This window comes from Methylobacterium sp. UNC300MFChir4.1, from assembly GCF_900110155.1.
In the GTDB taxonomy this organism is placed as follows: domain Bacteria; phylum Pseudomonadota; class Alphaproteobacteria; order Rhizobiales; family Beijerinckiaceae; genus Methylobacterium.
This window is the reverse complement of sequence record NZ_FOCS01000032.1, coordinates 1-25983: the sequence shown is the minus strand read 5'-3', so window position 1 is coordinate 25983 and position 25983 is coordinate 1. Positions and strand designations below refer to the sequence as shown.

Genomic DNA, 25983 nt, shown 5'->3' with positions numbered 1-25983 from the left:
TCAGCGGACCGGGCTGGCGGCGGCGTGGAGCCAGCCGAAATCCACCGGGTAGCCGAGCCCGTGCAGCATCTTGACCCGCTTCCAGGAGGCCGACCGCGCCGCGGCCGCGTCCTGCCCGGCGTCGATCTCGGCGCTCTCCATCTCCTGGAGCTCGCGGGTCAGCGACTCGCGGAGGCCTGCGGCCTTCATGTTGCCGAGCGCGGCGGTGAAGGCCTGCTCGGCGATCCGAACCTGATCACAAATCTGACGCACGCTCATCAGTACCGATCCCTCCAGCCCGGCGTGAACACTGCATTTCCGCAGTGAACAGGTAGCTATCACGCGCGCCGGCGGCGGGAGATGTACGTCTTTGGTGCAGCGCTAGTCACCGCATGGGGAGCAGGCCGGGTCGCCGCATCGTCCGCGGCGGACGCGCCCAGCGCCGCTTGCGCCCGAAGGTGCGGCGCGGATCGGCGAGGCGCGCGTCCATCTCCATCTTGCGACCCAACCGCGGCTGGACGCTGGCGCCGATCGCCACCAGCGCGGCCGAACCGATCAGCGCGACGAGTACCGCACCCCAGAACACGCTCTCGAACATCAGGCACTCCCGGTCTGGAGCCCCGCCGCGGACCGTTCCGGACTGCGGACGATTGCTGATGAAGCTAGACCATTCCCGCGAATGTAATCAACGCCCTGTATCGCTCGGTATTCAACTGTCGACAACTGATTGCGCCCACCCGCGACGCCCGCGCTCGTGGCGGGCGTCCCGTCCTTGCGCGGGATCAATGCGCGCGCCGCCCCGGTCTCCCAAGATCCCCGCGCCCAACCGGAGCCCGGACCATGCGCCTCTATCGCGTCACCTTCTACAAGACCGTCGCGGACGATACCGGCCACGAGCACCGGGTGCGGCAGCGCGCGATCCTGGTCCGGGCGCCGTCGGAGGTGTCGGCCGTCTGGCAGGCCAAGGCGCTGCTCTGCGCGGGGGCCCGGGTGGTCGACTGGCGCCTGCGCGCCGACAGCTGCGAGGTCGCCGCCCTGCCGGCCGCCGCGTAGGTCGACCGGACCTGCGGGCACCGGGACCGGCCCGGATCCGCGCCGGCCATCGACGTCGCACCCGAGCCCGTCCCTCTCGCTTCCGGGACGTGCGGGTGGATCCGAGACGACGGGGTGAGGCCTCCGCGCTCGGCCTCGTGACCGAGACCGCGCCCCGGCCGCAACGTCAGCGGGTGCGGCACCGCACGCCGCGGGACCGGGCCCGTCCCGCTGCGGCCCCATTCCGCTGCGACACGGCCCCGGTCGGTGAGGCGATCGCCAGCGCCCGCTCCCTCTGCCTCGCGGTGGCGGCGACGATCCCGACGCCGGACCCCGCTTCCCGCCGAGCCCGCCTCGGCGGGCCGGGCCGATCGGGGCGGATTTTACCAAGCGTTCATCCTCCGGGTGTCCGATCCGGAGGGTCACAGGCGGGAAAGCGGAAGCGATGCCGAGCGAGACGAACCGAGCGATCCAGGATGCCCGGGCGCAGGAGCCGATCCTGGAACTGTGGCGCATCCTCGCCCTCGCGCTCATCGTCGCGGCCGGCATGCTGTTCGTCCATCTGGTCGTGCCCGCCGAGGCCGACGCGGCCCCGGTCGCCACGGCGCAGATCGCGGGCGCCCAGATCCTGCGGTGACGGGCACGGCCTGACAGGCGACCCCGACGCGGCGCCCGAGCCGCCCCCGGCCGCCCCGCCTACTCGCCGCGCGCCGCGCCGCCGCGCGCCGCGCCGAGCCCGGCCTGATCCAGCGCACTCGCGGCCGCCCTCAGCTCGCGCCGGGCTTCGGCGATCGCCGTCGCCTTCTCGTCGCCCTGCGCGTTCAGGGCCTCCAGGAAGGCGGTCCAGTCCGCGCGGGCACTGCTCGGGATCTGGCCGTCGAGCTTCTGGCGCAGCAGGGCGACGCGGCCCTCGGGCGTCGCGACCGTCGGGGCCGCGGCGTCGGCGTCGTACACGCCGACCGCGCAGGTCTGGTCCCCGGCCCGGGTGTAGTAGGTGGTCTTGGGCTCCTCGACGGTGCTGCCCGGCTTGGGGAACAGGTAGCGGATCACCGAGATCTGGCCGGGCCTGGCCGTGTCCAGCATCGTGCGGATGAAGTGGTGGCCGGTCCGGTCGTGCAGGTCGCGGACGTCGTGCCCCTTCAGGATCGGGTTCGGGTGGGCGGTCATGACGCCGTCCGCATCGATACAGAACACGTAGGTGTCGGCGGTGCGGAACCCGCGCGTGCCGTCGGTGAAGTCCTGGAGCGCCCGGGTCCGGTCGGCTTTCAGGGCCCGATCGACGCGGCCGAGCATCCAGGAGGCGAAGCCATTCGGGCTCGGATCGTCGCAGGATACCGGAGCCTCACCGTCACCGCAGGCCTGGGCCGGCGCGACCGCTCCCAGTCCGAGCAGCGCGAGGATCGCCAGTCTCGAAGCCCTGGACGCCATCGGCCTCTCCCGCTTTCAACATGACGTGTCGAACCGGTGGAATGAGAGACCTGTCAGCCTGAACCGGTCATCACCCGAACAAGGGATGACAGGGCGAGAGACGCCGCACTGCCTCACTGCATCGGCAGCGGCACCGCCTCGACGGCGACGTCGCCGATGCCCCGGGCGGCGAGGGCCGCGCGCAGGGCGTCGGTCAGGCAGGTGCCGGCCGTGAAGGCGCCGAGCGCCGAGCCGTGCCGGTCCGCCTCGCGGGGGAGGGGGCCGATCAGCTGCACGACGCGCCGGGCGATGGCGGGCGCCGGGTCGATCCAGGTCACCGGCCAGGGCGCGAGCGCCTGGAGGCGCGGCAGCAGCAGCGGATAGTGGGTGCAGGCGAGGCAGACCACGTCGGTGCGCCGCCCGTCCGCCTCGGTGACGAAGCAGGGGGCGATCTCGGCGGCGAGGGTGGCGTCGTCCACCGGCGCGCCCGCGAGCTCGGTCTCCGCGAAGCCGGCGAGGTTCTGCGAGCCGACCAGCGTCACCGCGCAGGAGCCCGCGTAGGTCGCGATCAGGTCGTGGGTGTAGGAGCGCGCCACCGTGCCGGGCGTCGCCAGCAGGGTCACGAGCCGCGAGCGCGTCGCCTCGGCGGCGGGCTTGATCGGCGGGACCACCCCCACGAAGGGCGTCGTGAAGCGCTGGCGCAGCGCCGGGAGCACCAGCGTCGAGGCGGTGTTGCAGGCGATGACCACGAGGTCGGGCCGGTGGGTCGCGACCAGCCGCTCCATCACGGCGAGGACGCGGGCGACGAGGGTCGCCTCCGAGAGCCGGCCGTACGGGAAGGCGGCGTCGTCGCCGACATAGACGTAGCGGGCATCCGGGCGGGCGCGCCGCACCGCGTCGAGGACGGTCAGGCCGCCGAGGCCGGAATCGAACACCAGGATGGTCGGCTCTGCGGCGCAGCGCAGAGCGGCGGCGGACAGGCTGGCCCCGGCCATCAGATCGATCCGCATGAGAACCCCGGACTCCTCGAAGAGCGTCCCAAAATCTCGGCAGCGAGGGTTAAGGCGGTGTCACTGCGGCGAGAGAAAGACCCGTGATCCCCAACCCGTTCCGTTAACCGGCGCGCCGACGCGGCGAAGAGGCCCGGTGGGCCGAGCGGCGACCGCGCGCCGACCAAGCGCACGCGAAGCCGCCGCGTCCGCTCTTGCAGAGGTTGTCGGAACACGGCCGGAACATATCTTCTGCGCGCCGGCCGGGGTCGAGAAGACGGTTCTCGGTCAGGCCCGAAAAAAGGGATCATCGTCATGGCAGCGACAGCCGCACTGCGCCCGGACGAGAGACGCGACCCCGCGGCACCGGCCTTCCCGCCGCCGCACGTCACGGCCCGGCCGATCGACCGGGCCGCCTGGATCGCCGCCTACCGGCAGGTCCGGAGCGAGACCGAGCGCCGCGCCGCGCCGCTCTCGCCGGAAGACCAGCAGGTCCAGTCGATGGCCGATGCCAGCCCGACCAAGTGGCACCGGGCGCACGTCACGTGGTTCTTCGAGCAGTTCCTGCTGCGGGAGCACCTGCCGGGCTACGCGATCTACGACGCGCGGCTGCACTACCTGTTCAACTCGTACTACGTGGCGGCCGGTCCCCGTCAGCCGCGCATCCAGCGCGGCATGATCACCCGCCCGACCATGGCAGAGGTCGCGGCCTACCGCGCCCATATCGATCGGGCGGTCGAGGCTCTGCTGGGCCAGGCCTCCGAGCGCGCGCTCGAGGCAGTGCTGCCGATCCTGGAGATCGGCCTCTACCACGAGCAGCAGCACCAGGAGCTCCTCCTCACCGACATCCTGCACGCCTTCGCGCAGAACCCGCTGAACCCGGCCTACGACCCGGACTGGCGCTTCCCGAAGGCGGCGGCGCAGGCCGGCCAGGTCACCCTCGACCGCGCGATCGCGTGGATCGGGCATGCGGGCGAGGGGTTCTCGTTCGACAACGAGTCGCCCCGGCACGAGACGCTCATCCCGGCCGGCCGCCTCGACCGGGCGCTGGTGACGAACCGCCAGTGGCTCGCCTTCATGCAGGATGGCGGCTACGCCAAGCCGGAGCTGTGGCTCTCCGACGGCTGGTATGCCGGGCCGGCGGAGGGCTGGGAGGCCCCCGGCTACTGGCGCCGGGACGGGGAGGGGTGGGCGACCATGACGCTGGGCGGCGAGCGCCCGGTGGATCTCGACGCGCCCGTCACCCATGTCAGCTATTACGAGGCCGACGCCTACGCCCGCTGGGCCGGCCGCTTCCTGCCGACCGAGTTCGAGTGGGAGGTCGCGGCCCGCGACGGCGGCCTGCCGGACGCCTTCGGCCTCGTCTGGCAATGGACCCGCAGCGCCTACGTCCCGTACCCGGGGTACCGGCCGCTCCCGGGGGCTCTCGGCGAGTACAACGGCAAGTTCATGGCCAACCAGTTCGTGCTGCGGGGCTCGTCGGTGGCGACCCCCGAGGGCCATGCCCGGCTGCCGTACCGCAACTTCTTCTATCCGCACCAGCGCTGGCAGTTCACCGGCCTGCGCCTCGCCGACGCCGCCTGACGCACCCCGGAGCCGCCCTTGACCATCAAGCCCACCTTCGCCGACGCGACGCCGGTCACGCTGGACGCGCCGCCGCTGAGCTTCCTCGACGACGTCCGCGCGGGCCTGTCCAAGCCCCAGAAGGCCCTGTCGCCGAAATACTTCTACGACGAGGCCGGGTCCGCGCTGTTCGAGGCGATTACGCGGCTCCCGGAGTACTACCCGACCCGGACCGAGATCGGCATCCTCGACGCCTGCGGGCCCGAGATCGCCGCCCTGCTGCCGGCCCACGCGGCGCTGGTGGAGTTCGGCAGCGGCTCGACCGTGAAGCTGCGCCGTCTCCTGCGCCACCTCGACACCCTCGCGGCCTACGTGCCGGTGGACGTCTCCGGCGAGTTCCTGCGCGGGCAGGCGGAGGTCCTGCGGGGCGACTTCCCGGACCTGCGGGTCGAGCCGGTCGTGGCCGACTTCACCCGCGACTTCGACCTGCCGGACAGCCTGAACGGCCTGCCGCGCGCCGGGTTCTTCCCGGGCTCGACCATCGGCAACTTCGACCCGCACGAGGCCGAGGCGCTGCTGCGCCGGTTCGGGCGGATCCTGGGGCCGGGCGCCCACATGATCGTCGGCGTCGACCTCGTGAAGGACCCGGCGGTGCTGGAGACCGCCTACGACGACGCGCAGGGCGTGACGGCGGCCTTCAACCTCAACCTCCTGACCCGGATCAACCGGGAACTCGCCGGCCGCTTCGAGCCCGGCGCGTTCAGCCACCGGGCGGTGTTCAACACCGACGCCTCGCGGATCGAGATGCATCTCGTCGCCCGCGACGCCCAGGCGGTGCGGGTCGGCGCCGACACCTTCGCGTTCGCGGCTGGCGAGACGATCCACACCGAGAGCAGCTACAAGTACACGCCGGCCACGTTCCGGGCGCTGACCGAGCGGGCGGGCTGGACGTGGCTGACGGTCTGGACCGACCCGGACCAGCTGTTCTCGGTCCACGCGCTCCGGCTGGACTGAGCGGGGCCGGGCGGGGCACGCGAACCCATGCGCTTCGGCCCGCGCTGGTTCCTGCTGGTGGCGCCCGCCCTGGGGGCCCTGGCGGGGCTCCTCTACGGGGTGATCTTCGGGATCGCCCCGCTGACCGGGACGGCGATCCGCGGCGCGATCATCGGCACGCCGATCCTGCTCTACGAGCGCCAGCTGCTGGCGCCGCGCCTGCGCGACCGCATCCGCGGCCTCGCGACGCCGCTGTTCCTGCTCGCCACCGTGGCGCTCTACATCGCGCTGATCGTGGTCGGGAACGCGGTCGCCAGCACGGTGCTGAACCAGCTGTTCCGCTTCATGTACAGCGAGCGGAACGCGATGCTGATGTCGCAGTCCGGCCTGCTCTACGCGCTCGGCATCTCGGCCCTGGTGGTGTTCGTGTTCCGGGTCCGCGACCTGATCGGCCCCGGCGTCTTCGCCAACCTGCTGATCGGGCGCTATCACCGGCCGATCAGCGAGGAGCGGATCTTCCTCTTCCTCGACGTGACCGGATCGACGCGCTTCGCCGACCGCCACGGCGACCGGGCGGCGCAGGCCTATCTCGGGCAGGTGTTCAACGCCCTGGCGCTGCCGGTGGCGCGCGCCCGCGGCTCCATCGACGACTACGTCGGCGACCTCGCGCTGGTGACCTGGACGATGGAGCGGGGCCTGCGCGACGCCGCCTGCCTGCGCTGCGTCTTCGCGTTCCAGGAGCGCCTCGCCGCCGAGGCGGAGAGCTGGCGGGATCGCTTCGGGCAGGTGCCGCAGTTCCGCGCCGCGCTGCATTGCGGCCCGGTCGTGACCGCCGAGATCGGGCTGGAGCGGCACAAGATCGCGTATTTCGGCGACGTCGTGAACACGACGGCCCGGCTGGAGGCCCTGTCGAAGACCTTGGGGGTCGACGTCCTCGTCTCGGCCGACCTCCTCGCCCGGCTCGGCCCGCTGCCGGACGACCTCGTGGCGGAGGATCTCGGGGCGCACGCCCTGCGCGGCCGCGCCGAGCCCCTGGCGGTGGCGGCGATCCGGCGCCGGGCCGCCGTCGCGGCACCCGCGCGACCGCTGCCGAGCCGCGCCGCGACCGCCTGAGCGGGCCGCCAAGACGGATGGCCAACACGGATAGCCAAGACGGATAGCCGAGACGGGCAGCTCAGGCGCCGAGCGCCTTCAGCACCGCCCGGGCCGCGCGCTCGCCGTCGAGGGTCGCCCCGCCCACCGTCATGGCGCCGCCGCCCGCCAGCGCCTCCCCGGCGAAGAACACGCGCCCGCCGACCGGCGCGCGCAGGCGGTCGCGGGCCTCCGCGTGGCCGGGGGCGGCGATCGAGTAGGAGCCCCGGGCGTGCGGGTCCGTCCACCAGCCGGCGAGGCGCCCGGCCTGGACGGCGCTGCGGGCGCCGCCGCCGAGGACCGCGACCAGGCGCTCGGTGGCGAGCGCCACCGCCTCCGCCTCACCGGCCCGGCACAGGTCGCGCGCGAGGTCGCCGCCGAGATTGGCCACCGCCAGGGACCGGCCGAAGGGCTGCATCTCGAAGTAGATCGTCGGGCCGCCCGTCGCCACCGAGACCGCGTCGCCGAGGTCGGCACCGTCGAGGCGCGCGGGGTCGAGGCGCAGGCCGATCTTGGTGTAGGCGCCCATCGACAGGCCGTCGAGCGCCGTCCGGGCGGCGTCCGGCAGGTCCGGCGCGAACGCCACGGCTCCGGCCTTCAGCACGCCGACCGGCACCGTGACGATGGCGGCGGCGGCCGCGATCGTGCCCCGCGCCGTCTCGACCCGGACCCCGCGACCCGACCAGTCGATCGCCCGCACCGGGCAGCCGAGGCTGACCGGCAGGTCGGCGAAGTGCCGCGCCACGAGGTCGCCGTAGCCGTCAATCCAGAGGTCGGAGCCGGACCAGAGCCGGTCGTAGTCCACGGCCGAGACCCGCTCGGGATCCTCGCCGAGGGAGAGCCGGCTCAGGCCGGCCGCCGCCAGGGCGGCGTCCGGACCGCCGGCCTGGGCCGCCTCCGCCAGGGACGGGTCGCTGCCCTTCGGGGCGAGCAGCGCGTCGAGGCCGGAGAAGCCGGTGCGCCGCTGCGCCGCCTCGGCGGCGGTGGCGGGACGGCCGTCGACGACGAGCCGGCGCGCCCAGCCGTCCTCGCGGGCGACGTGCGCCCCGGCCGCCCGGGCGATGGGCGCCCAGGGATTGCGCTCGGCCCAGTGGATGTACTCGGCGCCGGCGTCGAACCGGCACGCGGCGCCGAGCGCCCGGTCGGTGAAGGCGCGGCCGCCGATCCGGTCCCGGGCCTCGACGAGGGTGAAACTCTGCCCGGCCGCCCGCAGGAGGGCGGCGGCCGCGAGCCCCGCGGCCCCGGCGCCGACGACGACCACGGATCCGCCGCCGGCGCGGGCCCGGAGGGCCGGCATCGCCAGGAGGGGGGCGGCGAGCAGCGATCGACGGGTCGGTGTCATGGGCGCGCCCGCTCGGAACCGTCTCCGGAGGCGTCGCCTCCCGCGTCCGGACAGGGGCGGCGCGCTAGCCGCGCGCGCCCTGGGGACCCGAACGCTTCTCCATCATGGCCTTGACCTGCATCAGCTGGTCCCAGACCTGGCCCGGCGAGGTGCCGAAGAAGTCGAAGCCGGCGGCGATGCCCCAGTAGATCCCGAAGCAGATGAACGGCACGAGCACCCAGGCCAGCACCTCCTCGCCGCGGCGGCGCCGCTGGCGACGCCGGCGCCGCTCCTCGCGCCGGGTGAGCTTCTTGGGGGGCGCCGGCTGCGCGACGGGGGACAGAGGTCCCTCGTGCAGGTTGTCAGTCATCGGGCGCCTCCTCGCCGCGGCGCATGCGCGTCGCGGCGGTCATAGACCGGCGGCCCCCGAGTCCGGAAGGCCGCCGGCCGGCCTGCACACCATTAGGCGCGCACGAGTGGCACCTTCGGCACGGTCCGGACGCCGCCGCCCGAGCTGCCGCCGCCGCCCTTGTTGTCCTTCGGCGTCTTCTTCCGGGCCGCGGTGCGGGGCTTGGCGCGCTTGTGGCGCTTGGCGGCGTTGGTCACGTCCTTCTCGGGCTTGGGCGTCACGGGACCCGCCGGGAAGTCGAAGCCCAGGCTGTCCTTGGCGCCGGCCTTGGCCTCGCCGTCCTCCGGCTTGCGGACGACCACGCGGACCGCGCCGCCGTCCTTGAGCTTGCCGAACAGCACCTCGTCGGCGAGCGGCGTCTTGATGGTCGACTGGATCAGCCGGGCCATCGGGCGCGCGCCCATCGCGTCGTCGTAGCCGTGCTCCACCAGCCAGTCCCGGGCCTCGTCGGAGAGCTCGATCGTGACGTTGCGGTCGGCGAGCTGCGCCTCGAGCTGGAGGACGAACTTGTCCACCACCTTCGCCACCACGTCCTTCGGCAGGTGGCCGAACGAGATGATCGCGTCGAGCCGGTTGCGGAATTCCGGCGCGAACAGCCGGTTGATCGCCTCGACGTCGTCGCCGGAGCGCTTCGACTGCGTGAAGCCGTAGGCCGCCTTGGCCAGGTCGGAGGCGCCCGCGTTCGACGTCATGATGATGATGACGTTGCGGAAATCGACCTGCTTGCCGTTGTGGTCGGTCAGCTTCCCGTGGTCCATCACCTGCAGCAGGATATTGAACAGGTCCGGATGCGCCTTCTCGATCTCGTCGAGGAGGAGCACGCAGTGCGGGTGCTGGTCGATCCCGTCGGTGAGCAGGCCGCCCTGGTCGAAGCCCACGTAGCCGGGGGGCGCGCCGATCAGGCGGCTCACCGTGTGGCGCTCCATGTACTCCGACATGTCGAAGCGCAGCATCTCGACGCCGAGCGAGGCGGCGAGCTGCTTGGCGGCCTCGGTCTTGCCGACGCCGGTCGGGCCCGCGAACAGGTACGAGCCGATCGGCTTGTCCGGGTCGCGCAGGCCGGCCCGGGCCAGCTTGATCGCCGAGGTCAGGGCCTCGATGGCGTTCGGCTGGCCGTAGACCACGCGCTTCAGGTTCTCGGTCAGGTGCTGGAGCACCACCGCGTCGTCCTTGGAGACGGTCTTCGGCGGGATCCGGGCCATCGTGGCGATGGTCGCCTCGATCTCCTTGATGCCGATGGTGCGCTTGCGGCGCGCCTCCGGCACCAGCATCTGCGAGGCGCCGGTCTCGTCGATCACGTCGATCGCCTTGTCGGGCAGCTTGCGGTCGTTGATGTAGCGGGCCGACAGCTCCACCGCGGCCTTCACGGCCTCGGTCGTGTACTTGAGCTTGTGGAACTCCTCGAAGTACGGCCGCAGGCCCTTCACGATCTCGATCGTGTCGGGGATTGACGGCTCGTTGACGTCGATCTTCTGGAAGCGCCGCACCAGGGCGCGATCCTTCTCGAAGTACTGGCGGTACTCCTTGTAGGTGGTCGAGCCGATGCAGCGCAGCGTGCCGGAGGCGAGCGCCGGCTTGAGCAGGTTCGACGCGTCCATGGCCCCGCCCGAGGTCGCGCCGGCGCCGATCACCGTGTGGATCTCGTCGATGAACATGATCGCGTTCGGGTGCGCCTCGATCTCCTTCATCACCTGCTTGAGGCGCTCCTCGAAGTCGCCCCGGTAGCGGGTGCCGGCGAGCAGCGTGCCCATGTCGAGGGAGAAGACGGTCGCGTCGGCCAGGACCTCCGGCACCTCGTGCTGGATGATCTTGCGCGCTAGGCCCTCCGCGATCGCGGTCTTGCCGACGCCGGGATCGCCCACGAGCAGCGGGTTGTTCTTCTGGCGGCGGCAGAGCACCTGGATCGTGCGCTCGACCTCGGAATGGCGGCCGATCAGCGGGTCGATCTTGCCGTCGCGCGCCTTCTTGTTGAGGTTGACGCAGTAGGCGTCGAGCGCGTCGCCCTTCTTCTTGGCGCCGCGCGGATCGCCGTCGTCGCTCGGACGCTCGGACGCGCCCTCCTCGTCGGCGCCGCGCACGGGCTTCGCCTCGGAGGCGCCGGGCCGCTTGGCGATGCCGTGGCTGATGTAGTTGACCGCGTCGTAGCGGGTCATGTCCTGCTCCTGCAGGAAGTAGGCGGCGTGGCTCTCGCGCTCGGCGAAGATCGCCACCAGCACGTTGGCGCCGGTCACCTCCTCGCGACCAGAGGACTGCACGTGGATCACCGCGCGCTGGATCACGCGCTGGAACCCGGCCGTGGGCTTGGCGTCCTGCCGGCCATCGCCGGTGAGGTTGGAGAGCTCGGTATCGACGTAGTCGACCAAGCTGCGCTTGAGCGTGTCGATCTCGACGTTGCAGGCGCGCATGACCGCGGCCGCATCTTGGTCATCCACCAGGGCGAGCAGGAGATGCTCCAGCGTCGCGTATTCGTGCCGGCGCTCCCCGGCGAGCGCCAGGGCGCGGTGGAGGGCTTGTTCTAGGCTGCGTGAGAAGCTTGGCAAAGCTGGCCTCTGTCCTTCGTGCCTACCGCGAGCGGCGCCTATTTCTTTTCCATAACGCACTGGAGAGGATGTTGGTGTTTGCGCGCGAAGTCCATGACCTGCGTCACCTTGGTCTCCGCCACCTCGTAGGTGAAGACCCCGCACTCGCCGACCCCATTCTGATGCACGTGCATCATGATCTGGTAGGCGTCCTCGTGGCTCTTGTTGAAGAACCTCTCGACCACCAGGACCACGAACTCCATCGGCGTATAATCGTCGTTCAGAAGGAGTACCCGGTACAGGCTCGGCCGCTTGGTCCGCGGCTTGGTGCGCGTGATGATCGCGGTGTTGGAGCGGTCGTCGCCCCCGGGGGCGCGCGAACCGGATGCCGTGACCGCGATGCGCGCCGGCCGGTGTTCCCTCGTCGAACTCGCGGTGCCCTGCATGGGGACCTGTCTCATGTGCGTCGAACCGATCCCTTGCTCGGAGCGGGCGCCGCCGGCCCTCACGGCCGATCCTGATCCTGGCCTGCCGGGAGCAGCGCTCAGCTCCACGCCGTTTAATCTACAGACGGTGAGCCGACTTCGCCAGACGCCTGTGCGCACTTGTCCGCCCTGCACCGCGCGTCCCCGGCGCATGATGGCCGACCCGCTAGCGCGCCGGGCCGGGACGGGCCGCGGCCGGCGCCAGCGCCTTCGGCCGCAGGAACGCGCCGGTCAGGCCCAGCATCGCGTCGCCGGCGGCGGCCGAGCGGGCCGCGGCGCGCTCCCCGGCCCGCTGCAGGTACGCGGCCTGCACCGCCAGGATCTCGGTCGGGCTGCGGGCCGCCGCCAGCGCCCCCCAGGTCGCCCCGAGATCGTCGAGGGCCTTCTTGACCGAGTCGAGATACTCGATGCCGAGGGTCTGGGCCGCCCGGCTCGCGATCCCGAACCGCCGCAGGGGCGTCCCGAAGCCGGAGGCGACCGGGCTCAGGGGGAGGGCAGGGGGTCTCTGCATCGCCGATCTCCGGTCCGCCGCCGAGCCGGCCCGCCATCCGCGACCGACAGTTTCGGATCGCCGCGAGAGTGTGCGGCACGACAGCCAGCGTCAAGCTCGGGCCTGTAAGTGCGGCCGGCCGCGACCGGCACGGCATGGCCGACCGGCAACAGCGGGTCGGGAACGGCCGGTAAGCGGATGCCGGACCGGCACGATCCGGCACTCGCCGCGATCGCATTAACGGGCCTGTAACTGCACTTGCCTAACTCTCCACTGATGCAGCGGGGCCACGTGATCGGCGGAAGGCTCTGCAGGGGATACGACCGGCCAGATCCGGTCTCGCGAGGCAATCAGGCGTGATGCGTAGCGTAGTAGGCCGCTCCCGGACGATTCCAGCGCTCCCGGCCGCGATCCTGGCCGCCGCCGTCCTGACGGCCATGGCCTCACCGGCCGACGCCCGGCGCGGTCGGCACCACCACCATGCCCGCGCCGGCGGCGGCTACAACCCGCCCTACGCGGCGATGGTCGTGGACGTGAAGAGCGGCAAGACCTTGCACGCGGTGAACGAGGACGCCCTGCGGCACCCGGCCTCGATCACCAAGGTGATGACGCTCTACATGCTGTTCGAGCAGATGGAGCGGGGCAAGTTCGCCCTCGATTCCGACCTGACCATCTCGGCCCACGCCGCCGCCCAGGCGCCGTCCAAGCTCGGCCTGCGCCCCGGCCAGACCATCTCGGTCGAGGACGCCATCAAGGCGATCGTGACGAAGTCGGCGAACGACGTGGCCTGCGCCATCGGCGAGAACATCGCCGGCTCCGAGGAGCGCTTCGCCCAGATGATGACCGCGAAGGCCCACGCCCTCGGCATGAGCCGCACGCACTACGCCAACGCCTCGGGCCTGCCCGATCCGGACCAGCTGACCACCGCGCGCGACCTCACCGTGCTGGCGCGGGCGATCCAGGACCGGTTCCCCCACTACTACCGGTACTTCCAGACCCGGTCCTTCGCGTTCCGCGGCCGGGTGATCGGCAACCACAACCGCCTGCTGGGCAACGTCCAGGGCGTCGACGGGATCAAGACCGGCTACACCCGGGACTCCGGCTTCAACCTGATGACCGCGGCGAAGTCCGAGGGGCGCCAGATCGTGGCGATCGTGCTGGGCGGCAAGTCCGGCGCGAGCCGTGACCGGATCATGGCCGACCTCGTCCGCGCCAGCCTGCCGCGCGCCTATGCCGGCGCCCGGATCTCGGCTCCGGTCACCGAGGTCGCCGAGCGCGCCCGCCCGGCGGTCGTCGCCGACGCGGTCTCGCGGACCCGCACGCAGGTCGCCTCGGCGGACGACGAGGACGTCGAGACGACCGGCACCACCGGCGAGCCCCTCGACCTGTCCCCCGCCAAGACGACGACGCCGGGCGGCACCTGGAAGCCCGGCCCGCAGGGCATCCCGAAGGCGGCCCAGGCCTATGCCGGCGGCGGCAACGCCCAGCCGCCCTTCCCGGGCGCGTCCAAGTCCACGGCCCGGGTGGCCTCCCTCGAGCGCGACGAGCCGCCGAAGGCGGTCTCCGGCGCCCGCGTCGTCCCGACCGCCTGGGTGATCCAGCTCGGCGCCATGGACGACGAGTCCAAGGCCCGGACGATGCTCTCGGAGGCGCGCGCCAAGGTCGGCGGCAGCCTGTCGAAGGCCGCGCCCTACACGGTCAAGGTCGAGCACGGCGGCACCACGCTGTTCCGCGCCCGCTTCTCGGGCTTCGCCGAGCAGGATTCCGCCCAGGAGGCCTGCTCGGCCCTGAAGCGCAGCGGCTTCAGCTGCTTCGCCACGCGGAGCTGAGACCCGCGAGACCCGCCGGCGCGCCCGCGCGCCGCGTTTCGCGAGCCACCGGCGCGCCCGCGCGCCGGATACGGAACGGCCGCGACCGAGTTCGTCCGCGGCCGACGATCGGTAACTCTCTGACAACGCGCGTGGAGTTCAGCGATGTCGGTTCAGAAGCCTGTCCCGGGCCGCGTTGACGCGCGCCGCGCCCTCGGCGCTGCCCCCCTGGTCGGGGTGGGCGCGCTTCATGAGAGACCGGTGGGCCGACCGGATCTCCTCAGCGGTCGCCCCGCGCTGAAGCCCCAGGATCTCGTACGCCTGCTCCTGCGTCATCGCCCCTGGATGCGGCGGACGGCGCGGCCGCGGGTCGCGATCGCCCTCAGCGTCTACACGCCATCCGGGCGCCCGGCGGTCGAGATACGGCTCTAGCAGGGCGGCACCCGCGGCGTCGCGGATCCGGCAGAGCCGCAGCAGCTCGACCACGGCCCCGGTGGGCATGCTGTCGAGCCACGCGCCGGCGCCCGGCCCCGCGATGACGCGGCCCGTGCGCAGGCTGCCGTCCGGGCGCACGAGGGCGTCGATCAGGACCGTGCGGAAGCGGCGGTCCTCCGGGTCGCGCGGGCGCTCGCCGGATCCCGGCCGGATCAGCCGGCGCAGCCGCGCGGTCATGGCGGCCTGGCCCTCGATCATCCAGACGCCGCTCAGCCCGAGCAGTGCCGCGAGGACGAAGTTCCCGCGCAGGAGCAGGAACCCGGCCGCCAGCAGCGCGAAGGCGCCGAAGGTCGGCAGACGCGCCCGCCCGAGGGCGGCACCGAGGCCAGCCCGGAGACCGCCGCGGAGCCTCCGGCCGAGGCCGCCCGAGTTCTTCGACAGCCACCACAGGGTCAGGCAGGCGAGCAGGCCGGCGAACAGCACCATCGCTCAGCGCCGCACGCCGTAGAGGGCGGACGCGCTCCCGCCGATCTGGATGCTCGTCCCATCCCCGAGATCGAAGTGGCCCGGCCGGCGCGGCGTCGGCGGGCGCACGCTCGCGTCGCAGCCGGGCTGCGGCGGGAGGCGCACGCCCTCGGGCAGGTTCTCCGGGCAGAGGCGCGCGCGCGTCGGCGCCTCGCCGGCCCGCGCGGCGGCGGCGAGGAGGATCAGGGTCAGGAGGAGGGCCGCGCGCGTCATCGCCGGTTCTCCGCGACCTCGGCGGTGGTGACGCGGACCTGCCGGATCCGGCCGTCGCGCTCCACCTTGAGGGTCACGCCGGCGCCGAGGCCGGCCTCCTCGATGGCCGCGGTCAGGTCCGCGAGGCGGTGGACCGGGCGATCGTTGGCCTCGACGATCACGTCGCCGAGGTCGCCGGTCTGCGGGTCGACGCCGCGCAGACCGGCCTGCGCGGCCGGGGAGCCGGGCAGCACCCGCACGATGACCACGCCGTCGATGCCGAGCCGCGCGGTGGCCGCCTCCTGGGCGGCGATGATGCCGATGCCGGGATTGCGCACGCGGCCGGCCTTGATCAGTTCCGGCACGATCCGGTTCACCACGTCGACGGGGATCGCGAAGCCGATGCCGGCGCTGGCGCCGGACGGTGACACGATGGCGGTGTTGACGCCGATCAGCCGGCCCGCGGAATCGAGGAGCGGGCCGCCGGAATTGCCCGGGTTGATCGCCGCGTCCGTCTGGATGACGCCGGACACTTCGCGGCCCTCGCTCGTCGGCATGCGGCGGCGCACGGCGCTGATGACGCCGGTGGTCAGCGTGTGGTCGAGGCCGAACGGGTTGCCGATGGCGAAGGCCGACTGCCCGACCTTGAGATCGGCCGAGGTGCCGATCGCCAGCGGCGGCGGCATGGTCCGCACCCGCCCCAATTGCAGGACCGCGAGGTCGTAGGACGGCGCCATCCCGACGAGGGTGGCGGGCACGACCTCGCCGTCGCTCATCCGGACCGAGACCGAGCCGCCACTCCGCGCGGCGTTCTGCACGACGTGGGTGTTGGTAACGATGTGGCCGGCGCCGTCCCACACGAAGCCGGTGCCGGTCTGCGTCCCGCCCTGCTCACCGCCCTGGTCGTCGAGGTCGAGCAGGTCGCGGTTCTGCGCGGCGCCCTGCGCGAAAACGTGAACGACGGACGGGCTCGCGCGCTCGAACAGCGCGACCGTCGAGGACTCGGCCGGCGCCAGATCGCCGCGGGCCGTGATCGCCCGGGGCGTGTCGGCCGCGTAGAGCAGCGGCTGCAGGTAGGGCTGGGCGACGTAGAGCGCCAGCAGGACCAGGACCGCGGCGAGGACGATGCGCACGGTACGATCCGGCACGGGTGACTCCGAGAGAAGCGCGTAGGCGGGCCCCGACGGGCCGAGCCTTAAGTGCGCGTTCAGGATCGGGGCGTCAACACAGAGAGGCGCCGCCGCCGACAGGCCCCTGACGTGTTCTGGCGCACGTCGGCGACCGGCGCAAACAGGCTAACGGAATGGTCATCATTCAGGAGCCACAATTCTCACAAGTCCAGGGCAGCTCAGTCGCGCTCAATACGGACATAAAACACCGAACCCCGCCTGAACTCGTGCCTCGGCACCGGGTGCTGGTTTCGAGAACCGCCCGAATTGATCGCAAAGCTGCCGCAGAGATGCTTGCATTGACGCTCAGACACTCGGTCGCCGCAGCCCCTCGGCAGAGCCCGGCGGCGGCGGTCTGAACGGTCCAAAACGGTTCGGAAGGACGAGTACCCATGGAAACCGAAGCTCTGGAACGGCCCGCGGATCTGACGATCTGGCGCACGGCCCCGGCGAGCACCCCGCTCGCGCAGCCCGAGCGCTACCAGACCCTGCGGGAGGCGATCGCGGCCGCCGCCGGCGCCCTGGCCGACCCGGCCAAGCAGCCCTGGATCATCACCGAAGAGGGCGAGATCCTCTCGCCGAACTGGATCCGCACCTACCTGAACTGACGATCGCCCGAACTGACGGTCGCCTGAACTGACGGCCGACCACCCGGAGAACGGGGATACCGGGGACGGCGGCGCGAAGCCCCGCCCCGGTACCCCGCGGGCTCACTCCGCCGCGTCGGACTGGCGGAAGCCCTCGATCCCGACCTGGTCGGGGTTGATCGCGTGCAGCGCCCGCCGGGCCGCCTCGAGCGGGTGCTCGGCCTCGATCCGGACCGAGGTGAGATCCGGGCTCTTGTAGACCGTCACGATCGTGTCCATCACCTCGGTCAGCGTCGTGCGCTTGTCCTCGGGGGCGGCGATCAGGAGCTGCAGCCCCCAGGCGCGGTAGAGATCGACCAGCGCCTGGCTGTTGCGCACGTCGAGCTTCGAGAACGCCTCGTCGAGCAGGCACAGGCCGAGCCCCGGATTCTCGTCGCCCGGCCGGTCCCCCGGATAGTAGGCGCTGGCGAGCGACGCGGCGATCGCCACGTAGAACGGCGCCTGCGCCTCGCCGCCGGAGCCGCGCAGCGCCCGGGCCGACATCGTGGTGCGGTTGCCCGCCCGGTCGCGCATGCCGATCTCGTACACGAAGTAGTTGCGGTAATCGGCGAGCCGCGCCGCGTCCTCCGCGCCGGCGATCAGGGCGGTGATCTCCTCGAGCGCGGCCGCCATCGGCCCCTCGGCCTCGCCGGCGAGCAGCGCCTGCGCGGCCTCGGGCGAGCGGGCGGTCTCGGTTGCCAGCGCGTGGACGGCGGCGTAGCGGCGGTCCACCGCCGCCTCGAACGCGTAGGTCTGGCCGGTGAAGCTGCGGGCCGAGAGCCGCTCGTTCAGGGCCGCGAGCCGGGCATGGACCCGCTCGAACCGGTCGGCGAGGCGCGTCAGCAGGTCCTCGGTCATCAGGCGGCGCATCTCGGACTCGGCCCGCTCGGCCTGCGCCCGGTAGCGGCGCAGCTCGTGCCCCTCCACCGCCTCGTATTCCCGCCGGACCCAGGCGAAGCCGTCGATCGCCGGCGCGTCCCCGGAGGCGAGCGGGTTCTCCACCCGCCAGGCGGCGCAGGCCTCCGCCAGCTCGCGCTCGGCGATGCGCCCGTGCGAGCGGGCGGCCTCGGCGGAATCCCGCGCGAGGCCGCGCTCGGCGCTCACCCGCGCCCCGGCCGCCTTGGCGTCGAGGCCGGCGAGCGCCCGCCGCGCCTCGGCGACCACGCCGAGGTCGAAGGGCTCGGCCCGGGCGAGGCGCACCCGCGCCGCGTCGCCCGCGCTCAGCTGGCGCAGGGCCGCGCGGCGGGCCGACAGGGCGGCGCGGACGGCCTCCCGCACCGGCCCCATCCGGGCGCGCAGGGCCGCCTCGTCGGCGAGCAGGCGGTCGAGCTTCGGCTCCAGCTCCTCCGACAATTCCCGCAGGTAGCCGACCCGCTCGGTGGTCAGCGCGGCGATCTCGGCGGTGAGCCCGGCCGTGTCGCGCTTCTCGATGCCCTCCCGCTCGGTCTGGAGCGTGCGCCGCCGCCCCTCAAGCCCGTCGAGCTCGGCCCGCAGGGCCTCCACCGCGTCGAGGCCCCGGGCGACGCGGGCCCGGATCGCGGCGGCCGTCCGGGCGGCCTCGCGCAGGACCGCGGCCTCGCCGCGCAGGCGCCGCGCCTCCGCGACGGCGATCTCGTGGGCGCGGCGGCTGTCGGCGGTCGGCCCGCGATGGCCGCGGGTCATCAGCAGGTCGACGCTGCGGGTGACCGTGTAGGCCATGCCGGCCGTGGTCCGGCCGCTGGGCGCCACGGCCCGGGACAGGCGCGCCAGTTCGGCATCGTCCCGGGCGAGGTCGTAGCCGCCGAGCCGCACGCCGAGGAACGCCTCGGCGTGGGGGTCGCTGGTCTCGATCACGGTGAGCGGACCGTCGTCGTAGCGGCGGGCGCGCTGCTTGGCGGTGTCGGTGGTCTTGACCAGGATGCAGCGGCTGTAGCGGTCGCGGCCCGATTGCAGCACGCCCAGGGCCTCGCTCAGCCGGTCCGGGGCGACCACCAGGGCCTCGCGGGCGCGCCCGAGCAGCCCTTCGAGCGCCGGCCCCCAGGTCGGGTCGACGATCTCGGCCAATTCGCAGATCGGCAGCGCGTCGATGCCGCGCCGCTCCAGCTCGCCGCGGAACGCCACCGTGTCGGAGGACAGCCGCGCCGCCGGGCCGCCGCCGGTGCGCGGGGCCGTGCGCTCGGCCTCGCTCTCCTGCGCGCGGGCCTTGAGCGCCGCGTCCTCGGCGGCCCGCTCCAGGGCCTCGTCGAAGTCGGGCAGGCGCGCCAGCCCGTCGGCCAGCTCGGCCAGCGGGCCGTCGGGGCGCAGGATCTCCTCGGGCGAGGCGTCCCGGCGCAGGCCTGCCCGGGCGCAGGCCTCGGCGAGGCGGGCAGCCTGCGGGCAGCTCTGCCGCAGGATCGGGGTGACCGGCTGGAGCTTGGCCATCTGCCCGACGAGGGCGACGAGGTCGCCGATCCGGCCGATCAGCTCCTTGCGGTCGCGCTCCAGCATGGACAGGCCGAGCGTCGAGGCCGCGAGCCGGCCCTCGGCGGCGCCCGCGGCGGCCAGCGCCTTCTTCTCAGCGATCTCGCCGTCGATCTCGCGGACGTAGCCGCGGCTCGCCGCGACGCGCTCGCGGGCGATGCGCAGGGTGTCGGCGCCCTCGCGGAGGCGGCCCCGGACGGCGATGAGGTCGAGACTGCGGCGGCGCAGATCGGCGCTGGCCGCCCGCAGCTCGTGCGTCGCGGCGGCGAGGACCGCCTCGCCCCAGGCCTCGTAGCGGTCGCGCAGGCGCCGCAGGCGCCCGAGCCGGGTCTCCAGCTCGGCGATTGTCTCCCGGAGGCGGCGCCAGTTGGCGATGGAGTGGCGCACGCGCTCGACGTCGAGGGGCTCCGGCTCGAGCACGAAGGCGCGCACGAAGGCGCTGGTGTCGAAGATCGGCTTGAACGCCACCGCGTTGGCGAAGCTGCGCAGGAAGTGACGCGGCTCCGGCGCCGGCGCGCCCTCGCGCAGGGTCGCCAGCACGTCGGCCGTGAAGCGCTCGCCGGAGGTGCGGTACTCGGTGAAGCTCGACGCGCGGGCGCGCAGCTCAGCGGCGATCTCGCTCCAGGGCGCCGTGTAGGTGCCGCCGGGGGCGGTGCGGGCGTAGTCGGAGACCTCGAACCGGTGCCCGACCGCGATGAAGCGCGACAGCACGGTCTCCTTCGGCTCGGCGGCCCGGGCCGCCAGGGCGAGGCCGACCGAGACCACGCGGCCGGAATCGGGGTTCTCGAAGACCAGCACCAGCACGGTCTCGCAGGATTCCCGCGTCGGGCGGCCGCCCTCCGCCGGGTCGCTGATCCAGCCCAGGCAGTAGTCGCGCACGGTGCGGGCGCTGCGGCCGGAGGCCGAGGCGTTGAGGGCGAGGCGGCTGGCGTTGTTGCCGGCCAGCACCGTGCCGACCGCGTCGAAGATCGTCGACTTCCCGGCGCCGGTCGGCCCGACCAGCGCCGCGGCGCCGCGCAGGCGGATCTGCTCGCGGCGGATCAGGTACCAGTTCGAGATGGCGATGTCGGTGAGGACGTACACGGTGTCGGTGGGTCGGGTCGGTGGCGAGGAATGAGCGGCCCAGTTGGCCGGACTCGGCCGCGTATGCAAGCCGACACACGCGAACCCGTGAAGCCTGATCCTACCTCAGGTTATAACCCTGTTAGCACAAACTGTTCATGTCCTGCGGGTCTCGCCTGCACGACCGGAACCGACCGATGCGTCTCAGTCTCAAAGCAAAACTCAGCGGCCTCTTCGCCCTCCTGCTCCTGGCGGCGATCGTTCAGGGCGGCGTGACCCTCTACAAGATGCAGGCTGTCGACCAGCGGCTCGCGGAGCTGATCGACAACGCCGTGCCGTCGATCAACGAGGCCCAGGCGATCAACGCGCTCGTGATGCGCTCGCGACTGTGGCAGTTCCGCTACGTGACGGCGGATACCGAAGCCGAGCGCGAGACCAGCCTGAAGAACGCCGACGAGATGATGCGGAACCGCCAGGCGAAGGCCGAGGCGTACCGCGGCCTGGTGGCGTCGAAGGAGGAGCAGGGGATCTACGACGACCTGCTCGCCAAGCTGGCGGTGCAGCAGGCTGACTGGACCCGTCTGCGCGCCTTCCCGGCCGACCAGCACGATCAGGCGCTCGCCTATTTCCGCGGGCCGATGAACGCCAACTACCTCGCGGCCTCCAGCGCGACCCGCGCCCTCGCCGACCTGAACATCCGGAACGGCGAGGCGGCCGGACGCGCGGCCCGCGACAGCCAGGCCGACGCGGTCCGGACGACCGTCGTGAGCCTGCTCGTCAGTCTCGTCATCGCGCTCGGCGCCATGCTGTACGCCTTCACGGGCGTGTCGCGGCCGCTTTCCGGGATGACGCTGTCCATGCGGCGGCTCGCCGACGGCGACACCCAGGCCGAGATCCCCTACGCGGCGCGGCGGGATGAGATCGGCGCCATGTCGGCGACCGTCGCGATCTTCCGGGAGAACCTGCTGCACGCCCGCGCCCTCGAGGCCGAGACCGCGCAGGCCCGTGCCGGCGCCGAGGCGCAGCGCCGGCAGGCGACGCGCGAACTCGCCGACCGGTTCGAATCCGCGATCGGCGGCATCGTCGGATCGGTGACGTCGGCGGCGACGCAGCTCCAGTCCACGGCCCAGAGCCTCACCGCGACGGCGACGCAGACGGCCGGCCAGTCGACCAGCGCGGCGGCCGCCGCCGAGGAGGCCTCCTCCAACGTCACCACGGTCGCGGCGGCGGCCGAGGAGCTCGGCTCCTCGGTCAACGAGATCGGCCGCCAGGTCGGCTCCTCGGCGGACCTGGCGCAGGCCGCCGTCCGCGAGGCCGCCGCCACGGCCGACCTCGTCCAGGCCCTGAGCACCGGCGCGCGCCGGGTCGGCGAAGTGGTCGACCTGATCTCGGCGATCGCCAGCCAGACCAACCTGCTGGCGCTGAACGCCACGATCGAGGCGGCCCGGGCCGGCGTCGCCGGCCGCGGCTTCGCGGTCGTCGCCACCGAGGTGAAGGCGCTGGCCGACCAGACCGCCAAGGCGACGGCCGAGATCTCGGCCCAGATCGCGCAGATCCAGGGCTCGACCGGCCAGGCCGTCCAGGCCATCGACGGCATCGCCGGCCGCATCCGCGAGATCAGCGGCATGGCCAACTCCATCGCGGCGGCAGTGGAGGAGCAGGGTGCGGCCACGCAGGAGATTGTCCGCAACGTCGCCGAGGCCGCGACCGGGACCGAGTCGGTGACCGTCAATGTCAGCGGCGTTGCCGGCGCCGCCGAGGAAACCGGCGCGGCCGCCGCGCAGGTCCTGGCCTCGGCCTCCGAGATGGCCCGCCAGGCGGCCCATCTCGGCAGCGAGGTCGAGCACTTCCTGGCGACGGTCCGGGCGGCCTGAGCGCGGTCACGTGGGTTCGGCCGCACGTCGCGGTTGACGTATCTCACCCCGTCATCGCGAGCGCAGCGAAGTGACCCAGGGCAGCGCGACGCCGGCAATCGTGGCGCCGGCTGGATTGCTTCGCTCCGCTCGCAAAGACGGCGCCGAACTGGTCGACCGGACGGCGGAATCAGGCCTCGCCGGCCTCGGACCACGCCCGCAGGCGCTCCATCCAGGCGTCGGAGGCCAGCACCGTCAGCCCCGGCAGGAGCGACAGCGGCGTGACCCGCTCGACCCGGTCGCGCTCGCCGAGGCGCAGGCCGCCGCGCTTGGCGTAGAGGCGCAGGATGTCGGCGAGCCGGCCCTCCTCGGGGGGCTCGTTGCGCGCCACGGCGCGGATCTTCTCGACGATCTCGTCGGTGGTGCAGTCGACGATCCCGTCCGTTCCGGCCCGGTGGTCGCGCAGGCCCTCCTCGTAGAGGAGCCGGAGCGCCAGCAGCACCAGGGTCTCGTCCTTGCGCAGGCGCTCCGAGACGATGTCGTGGCGCGGGGCGTCGGCGGCCGGGCTCAGCGAGACCATCTGGTCGCGGTGCGACACGGTCAGCGCGTAGCCGAGGCAGGCGAAGTAGTCGGTGAAGAACGGCGCGTAGTGCCGGGCGAGCTCGTAGGAGCGGCCGATGCCCTGCGTCTCGGCGTAGATCACCTGCCCCTTCAGCAGCACCTGGAGGGCGCGGCACAGCTCCTCGGCGTCCGGCGCCCGGGCGCCGGGCGGCGGCGGCTCGTCGCCGTCGATGATCGCGCGGAAACCCTCAAGCACGGGGACGGCGCTCCAGCAGGAAATCCGGGCAGTCCAGCCAGCCGTTGACCACCCGCTCGGGCAGCCGGGTCAGGGCGTAGCGCGCGCCGAGCTTGGCGTCGAACAGCACGTCGATCTCGCGCAGGCGCTGGAACACGATGAAGTCGTCGACGCCCGCGATGACGATCTGCGACCCGCGCAGCCGCACCGCCTTGCCGAGCCGGGCCTCCACGAAGGCGCTCATGCTCTCGGGCGTCACGGTGGTGCGGCGGCGGAACTCCGCCTTGGCGGCCGCGAAGGCGTCGACCACGGGGTCGTCCTCGATGTCGGGCAGCGGCTCCATGTCGATGGCCGACTTGCGGGCGCGCGGCGCCTGGAGATGCGCGTGCCCGATCGGCGGCCGCAGCAGCGAGACGTCGCCCGGCACCTCGGGGGCGATCTCCGACCCGCCGACGGCGCGCAGCATCGCGGCGACGCGCTCGACGCCGCTCGGGTCCGGGCGGTCCATCACGTGCAGCGCGGAGGCGATCCGGCGCTCCAGGCGCGCCACCACGGCGTCGACGGCGTCGAGGTGGTTGTCGAGGCCCTCGAACACCGCGAGGATCTGGGCGAGATCCGCCCGGACGGCCCGCTGCGCCGTGTCGAGATCGGCGCTCCGCCCCTCGCGGATCAGGCCCTCGGCCAGAGCCCGGACCGTGAGGGCGTCGCGCAGCGCCCGGCCGGCCTCGCGCACCACGCTGGCCCGGAAGCGGAACGGGTTGAAGCGGGTGTGCAGCGTCCGGTAGTCGCTGATCAGGTGGCGCTCGACGAAATCCTCGAAGAACAGCCGGAAGGTCTTGGCGCGGTCGGGCTCGCGCAGGATGCGCTCCTCGACCTTGCGCATGCCGGCCGCGAGGCCGCGCACGTGGGACAGGAAGGCGGCCGCGCCCCGCGCGGCGTTGGACAGCGCCTCGGAGCGGTTCGCCGGGTCCGACAGGGCGCTCTCGAGGCCGCCCAGCACCTCCAGGACGGCGCCCCCGTAGGAGCGGGTCTCGCCCCGTTCCAGCCGCGACAGCTCCTCCAGGAGGAGGCGGGCCTCGGGGTCGAACTCCGCGACCGGGACGTAGCGCTCGCGGCGCTCGATCAGCCAGCCGGTGTCGAGGAGGCGCCGGTAGAGCGCCGTGCGGCGCTCGGCCGGGTCGGCCGAGATCGGCTCGTCGCCGCTGACCTCGGGGTCGCTCCAGCCGGCGGCGAAGTCGCCGATCTCGGCCAGGAGCTCGGCCTTGCGCACCGGCTCGGCCCCGAGGACGCGCCGGTGCAGGTGCAGGAGCAGGGCCGCGTTGAAGCCGCGGCTCGGCGAGGCCAGCGGCTTGAACAGCTCGTCGGACAGCTGCGCGAACAGCATCGTCTCGAAATTCCCGCCGTCGCGCAGCCGTGCCGCTTACTTCGCGCCGAGGAGCTCGACGTCGAAGATCAGCGTGGCGTTCGGCGGGATCACGCCGCCGGCGCCGCGGGCGCCGTAGCCGAGCTGCGGCGGGATGATCAGGGTGCGCTTGCCGCCGGTCTTCATGGTGGCGACGCCCTCGTCCCAGCCCTTGATCACCTGGCCGGCGCCGAGGAGGAAGCTGAAGGGCTGGTTGCGGTCGCGGGACGAGTCGAACTTCTTGCCCTTCTTGCCGCCCTCGTCGAGCCAGCCGGTGTACTGGACGGTGACCGTCTGGCCGGCCTTCGGCTCGGGCCCGGTGCCGACGACCTCGTCCTGATACTTGAGGCCCGACGGGGTGGTCACGGTCTCGGCATTGGCGGCTGTGGTCATGGCAATCAACGCGGCTCCGAAGAGGGGGGACAGGCGAGGCATGGTTTCTCCCTGGAGCCGGCGCCGTGCGCGCCGGCCGTCGGGAGGCCTTCTATCGCCTCGGACCCGTCCAGGCCAGGGAGGCGGCCGGCGGTGCCCCCAGGGCGCGCTTGGGCGCGCGCTTGGAGGCGCGCTCAGGCGGCCCGGACGCCGTCGAGGAAGCGGCCGACCTCTTCGGTCAGGTGCGCGGCCTGGGCCGACAGGGCGGCGGCCGCGCCCAGGACCTCGCCCGCCGCCGCCTCGGTCGCGCCGGAGGCCGCAGCGACGCCGGCGACGTGGCCGGTGACCGCGGCCGCGCCCTGCGCCGCCTGGCCGACGTTGCGGACGATCTCGCGGGTCGCCGCGCCCTGCTGCTCCACCGCCGCCGCGATCGTGGTCGCCACGCCGTCGATGTCGCGGATCCGGGCCGTGATCGTCCCGATCGCCGCGACGGCCTGCCCGGTCGAGGCCTGCACCCGCCCGATCTGGCCCGCGATCTCTTCCGTGGCCCGGGCGGTCTGCGCGGCCAGCGCCTTCACCTCCGTGGCCACCACCGCGAAGCCGCGGCCGGCCGCGCCCGCGCGCGCCGCCTCGATCGTGGCGTTGAGCGCCAGCAGGTTGGTCTGGCCCGCGATGGTCGAGATCAGCCCGACCACGTCGCCGATCCGCGCCACGGCCTCGCTCAGGTCCCGGACCAGCGCGCCGGTCCGGTCGGCCTCCGCGACCGCCGCCCGCGCGAGACCGGCCGAGCCGTCGACCTGCCGGCCGATCTCCTGCACGGAGGCGCCGAGTTCCTCGGCCGCCGCCGCCACGGTGCCGACGTTGCTGGCCGCCTCCTCGGCCGCGGCCGCGACGGTGGTCGACTGCCCCGCGGTCTCGGCCGCGGTCTCCGTCATGCCGCGGGCCGTGGCCTGCAGGCCGGCCGCCGCGGTCGAGACCTGCGCGAC

25 protein-coding genes are annotated in these 25983 nt (G+C 73.2%); 8 read left to right on the top strand and 17 right to left on the bottom strand.

Annotated elements, in window-relative coordinates; genetic code table 11:
- Together BMY19_RS27055 and BMY19_RS27050 are read right to left on the bottom strand one after the other, a co-directional pair.
- Entirely contained in the window at positions 1-258 is a 258-nt protein-coding gene (locus BMY19_RS27055) for a hypothetical protein (RefSeq protein ID WP_042673854.1), read from the bottom strand.
- Between the two features lie 106 nt (positions 259-364).
- Positions 365-577, bottom strand: coding sequence for a hypothetical protein (locus BMY19_RS27050; protein WP_020095828.1), 213 nt, complete (start codon positions 575-577; stop codon positions 365-367).
- A gap of 242 nt (positions 578-819) precedes the next feature.
- Here BMY19_RS27050 and BMY19_RS27045 point away from each other — a divergent pair, with 242 nt between their 5' ends.
- Entirely contained in the window at positions 820-1032 is a 213-nt protein-coding gene (locus BMY19_RS27045) for a hypothetical protein (protein ID WP_020095827.1), read from the top strand.
- Positions 1033-1456: 424 nt separating this feature from the next.
- Entirely contained in the window at positions 1457-1648 is a 192-nt protein-coding gene (locus tag BMY19_RS27040; RefSeq protein WP_100253527.1) for a hypothetical protein, read from the top strand.
- A 59-nt stretch (positions 1649-1707) separates the two neighbouring features.
- On the opposite strand, the gene BMY19_RS27035 is transcribed toward BMY19_RS27040, so the two are convergent.
- Positions 1708-2439: a cache domain-containing protein gene (locus tag BMY19_RS27035; RefSeq protein ID WP_100253526.1), complete on the bottom strand. Its 732-nt coding sequence runs from the start codon at positions 2437-2439 to the stop codon at positions 1708-1710.
- Between the two features lie 113 nt (positions 2440-2552).
- A complete protein-coding gene (gene murI, locus BMY19_RS27030) occupies positions 2553-3428 on the bottom strand; it encodes a glutamate racemase (RefSeq protein WP_091976926.1) in 876 nt (291 codons plus the stop codon).
- 294 nt (positions 3429-3722) lie between these two features.
- Between murI and egtB the strand changes: the two genes are divergently transcribed.
- Genes egtB through BMY19_RS27015 form a run of 3 tightly spaced genes read left to right on the top strand, consistent with a single transcriptional unit; the run spans position 3723 to position 7076 of the window.
- Complete coding sequence (gene egtB, locus BMY19_RS27025) at positions 3723-4991, top strand: ergothioneine biosynthesis protein EgtB (RefSeq protein ID WP_100253525.1); 1269 nt, start codon at positions 3723-3725, stop codon at positions 4989-4991.
- An 18-nt stretch (positions 4992-5009) separates the two neighbouring features.
- Complete coding sequence (gene egtD, locus BMY19_RS27020) at positions 5010-5984, top strand: L-histidine N(alpha)-methyltransferase (RefSeq protein ID WP_100253524.1); 975 nt, start codon at positions 5010-5012, stop codon at positions 5982-5984.
- Between the two features lie 27 nt (positions 5985-6011).
- Positions 6012-7076, top strand: a complete 1065-nt coding sequence (locus BMY19_RS27015; RefSeq protein WP_056525392.1) for an adenylate/guanylate cyclase domain-containing protein — start codon at positions 6012-6014, stop codon at positions 7074-7076.
- A gap of 61 nt (positions 7077-7137) precedes the next feature.
- On the opposite strand, the gene BMY19_RS27010 is transcribed toward BMY19_RS27015, so the two are convergent.
- From BMY19_RS27010 to BMY19_RS26990, 5 genes are all read right to left on the bottom strand, one after another.
- Positions 7138-8436, bottom strand: coding sequence for a flavin monoamine oxidase family protein (locus BMY19_RS27010; protein WP_100253523.1), 1299 nt, complete (start codon positions 8434-8436; stop codon positions 7138-7140).
- 64 nt (positions 8437-8500) lie between these two features.
- Complete coding sequence (locus BMY19_RS27005) at positions 8501-8785, bottom strand: hypothetical protein (RefSeq protein ID WP_020095819.1); 285 nt, start codon at positions 8783-8785, stop codon at positions 8501-8503.
- 92 nt (positions 8786-8877) lie between these two features.
- Positions 8878-11364 carry an ATP-dependent Clp protease ATP-binding subunit ClpA gene (gene clpA / locus BMY19_RS27000; RefSeq protein WP_100253522.1) on the bottom strand — a complete coding sequence of 829 codons (2487 nt, stop codon included), beginning with the start codon at positions 11362-11364 and terminating at the stop codon, positions 8878-8880.
- A gap of 38 nt (positions 11365-11402) precedes the next feature.
- Positions 11403-11789, bottom strand: coding sequence for an ATP-dependent Clp protease adapter ClpS (gene clpS / locus BMY19_RS26995; protein WP_100253538.1), 387 nt, complete (start codon positions 11787-11789; stop codon positions 11403-11405).
- Positions 11790-11994: 205 nt separating this feature from the next.
- On the bottom strand, positions 11995-12339 hold the full coding sequence (locus BMY19_RS26990) for a phasin family protein (protein WP_042674013.1): 345 nt from the start codon (positions 12337-12339) through the stop codon (positions 11995-11997).
- 338 nt (positions 12340-12677) lie between these two features.
- Between BMY19_RS26990 and BMY19_RS26985 the strand changes: the two genes are divergently transcribed.
- Positions 12678-14147 carry a D-alanyl-D-alanine carboxypeptidase gene (locus tag BMY19_RS26985; protein WP_091924950.1) on the top strand — a complete coding sequence of 490 codons (1470 nt, stop codon included), beginning with the start codon at positions 12678-12680 and terminating at the stop codon, positions 14145-14147.
- Between the two features lie 138 nt (positions 14148-14285).
- Here the strand turns inward: BMY19_RS26985 and BMY19_RS26980 are convergent, their stop codons facing one another.
- The 3 genes from BMY19_RS26980 to BMY19_RS26970 are packed head-to-tail and all read right to left on the bottom strand — an operon-like array spanning position 14286 to position 16426.
- Positions 14286-15047, bottom strand: coding sequence for a J domain-containing protein (locus BMY19_RS26980; RefSeq protein WP_091924947.1), 762 nt, complete (start codon positions 15045-15047; stop codon positions 14286-14288).
- Positions 15048-15050: 3 nt separating this feature from the next.
- Positions 15051-15299: a hypothetical protein gene (locus BMY19_RS26975; protein WP_020095812.1), complete on the bottom strand. Its 249-nt coding sequence runs from the start codon at positions 15297-15299 to the stop codon at positions 15051-15053.
- Complete coding sequence (locus BMY19_RS26970) at positions 15296-16426, bottom strand: S1C family serine protease (protein WP_026605342.1); 1131 nt, start codon at positions 16424-16426, stop codon at positions 15296-15298. The genes BMY19_RS26975 and BMY19_RS26970 overlap by 4 nt, the downstream gene beginning before the upstream one ends.
- A 413-nt stretch (positions 16427-16839) precedes the next feature.
- Between BMY19_RS26970 and BMY19_RS26965 the strand changes: the two genes are divergently transcribed.
- The gene (locus BMY19_RS26965) at positions 16840-17055 is read left to right on the top strand and encodes a hypothetical protein (protein WP_010685854.1); all 216 of its coding nucleotides are present in this window, start codon (positions 16840-16842) and stop codon (positions 17053-17055) included.
- 102 nt (positions 17056-17157) lie between these two features.
- Here the strand turns inward: BMY19_RS26965 and BMY19_RS26960 are convergent, their stop codons facing one another.
- Positions 17158-20595, bottom strand: a complete 3438-nt coding sequence (locus tag BMY19_RS26960) for an SbcC/MukB-like Walker B domain-containing protein (protein WP_100253521.1) — start codon at positions 20593-20595, stop codon at positions 17158-17160.
- A gap of 176 nt (positions 20596-20771) precedes the next feature.
- On the opposite strand from BMY19_RS26960, the gene BMY19_RS26955 reads away from it, so the two are divergent.
- The gene (locus tag BMY19_RS26955) at positions 20772-22448 is read left to right on the top strand and encodes a methyl-accepting chemotaxis protein (protein WP_100253520.1); all 1677 of its coding nucleotides are present in this window, start codon (positions 20772-20774) and stop codon (positions 22446-22448) included.
- A 169-nt stretch (positions 22449-22617) separates the two neighbouring features.
- Here BMY19_RS26955 and BMY19_RS26950 read toward each other — a convergent pair whose 3' ends face one another.
- The 4 genes from BMY19_RS26950 to BMY19_RS26935 form a co-directional block, all read right to left on the bottom strand.
- On the bottom strand, positions 22618-23244 hold the full coding sequence (locus BMY19_RS26950) for a DUF4194 domain-containing protein (RefSeq protein ID WP_020095807.1): 627 nt from the start codon (positions 23242-23244) through the stop codon (positions 22618-22620).
- Positions 23237-24607, bottom strand: a complete 1371-nt coding sequence (locus tag BMY19_RS26945; RefSeq protein ID WP_091679805.1) for a Wadjet anti-phage system protein JetA family protein — start codon at positions 24605-24607, stop codon at positions 23237-23239. Before BMY19_RS26945 ends, BMY19_RS26950 begins: the two co-directional genes overlap by 8 nt.
- 36 nt (positions 24608-24643) lie before the next feature.
- On the bottom strand, positions 24644-25060 hold the full coding sequence (locus BMY19_RS26940) for an FKBP-type peptidyl-prolyl cis-trans isomerase (protein WP_100253519.1): 417 nt from the start codon (positions 25058-25060) through the stop codon (positions 24644-24646).
- Positions 25061-25191: 131 nt separating this feature from the next.
- Positions 25192-25983, bottom strand: a 792-nt coding sequence (locus tag BMY19_RS26935) for a methyl-accepting chemotaxis protein (RefSeq protein ID WP_244535031.1), incomplete at its 5' end; no start/stop codon positions are given.

Coding starts and splice junctions, on each gene's coding strand:
- BMY19_RS27055 (WP_042673854.1), bottom strand. CDS start 258: ATGAGCGTGCGTCAGATTTGTGATCAGGTTCGGATCGCCGAGCAGGCC.
- BMY19_RS27050 (WP_020095828.1), bottom strand. CDS start 577: ATGTTCGAGAGCGTGTTCTGGGGTGCGGTACTCGTCGCGCTGATCGGT.
- BMY19_RS27045 (WP_020095827.1), top strand. CDS start 820: ATGCGCCTCTATCGCGTCACCTTCTACAAGACCGTCGCGGACGATACC.
- BMY19_RS27040 (WP_100253527.1), top strand. CDS start 1,457: ATGCCGAGCGAGACGAACCGAGCGATCCAGGATGCCCGGGCGCAGGAG.
- BMY19_RS27035 (WP_100253526.1), bottom strand. CDS start 2,439: ATGGCGTCCAGGGCTTCGAGACTGGCGATCCTCGCGCTGCTCGGACTG.
- murI (WP_091976926.1), bottom strand. CDS start 3,428: ATGCGGATCGATCTGATGGCCGGGGCCAGCCTGTCCGCCGCCGCTCTG.
- egtB (WP_100253525.1), top strand. CDS start 3,723: ATGGCAGCGACAGCCGCACTGCGCCCGGACGAGAGACGCGACCCCGCG.
- BMY19_RS27015 (WP_056525392.1), top strand. CDS start 6,012: ATGCGCTTCGGCCCGCGCTGGTTCCTGCTGGTGGCGCCCGCCCTGGGG.
- BMY19_RS27010 (WP_100253523.1), bottom strand. CDS start 8,436: ATGACACCGACCCGTCGATCGCTGCTCGCCGCCCCCCTCCTGGCGATG.
- BMY19_RS27005 (WP_020095819.1), bottom strand. CDS start 8,785: ATGACTGACAACCTGCACGAGGGACCTCTGTCCCCCGTCGCGCAGCCG.
- clpS (WP_100253538.1), bottom strand. CDS start 11,789: ATGCAGGGCACCGCGAGTTCGACGAGGGAACACCGGCCGGCGCGCATC.
- BMY19_RS26990 (WP_042674013.1), bottom strand. CDS start 12,339: ATGCAGAGACCCCCTGCCCTCCCCCTGAGCCCGGTCGCCTCCGGCTTC.
- BMY19_RS26985 (WP_091924950.1), top strand. CDS start 12,678: ATGCGTAGCGTAGTAGGCCGCTCCCGGACGATTCCAGCGCTCCCGGCC.
- BMY19_RS26980 (WP_091924947.1), bottom strand. CDS start 15,047: ATGGTGCTGTTCGCCGGCCTGCTCGCCTGCCTGACCCTGTGGTGGCTG.
- BMY19_RS26975 (WP_020095812.1), bottom strand. CDS start 15,299: ATGACGCGCGCGGCCCTCCTCCTGACCCTGATCCTCCTCGCCGCCGCC.
- BMY19_RS26965 (WP_010685854.1), top strand. CDS start 16,840: ATGGAAACCGAAGCTCTGGAACGGCCCGCGGATCTGACGATCTGGCGC.
- BMY19_RS26955 (WP_100253520.1), top strand. CDS start 20,772: ATGCGTCTCAGTCTCAAAGCAAAACTCAGCGGCCTCTTCGCCCTCCTG.
- BMY19_RS26945 (WP_091679805.1), bottom strand. CDS start 24,607: ATGCTGTTCGCGCAGCTGTCCGACGAGCTGTTCAAGCCGCTGGCCTCG.
- BMY19_RS26940 (WP_100253519.1), bottom strand. CDS start 25,060: ATGCCTCGCCTGTCCCCCCTCTTCGGAGCCGCGTTGATTGCCATGACC.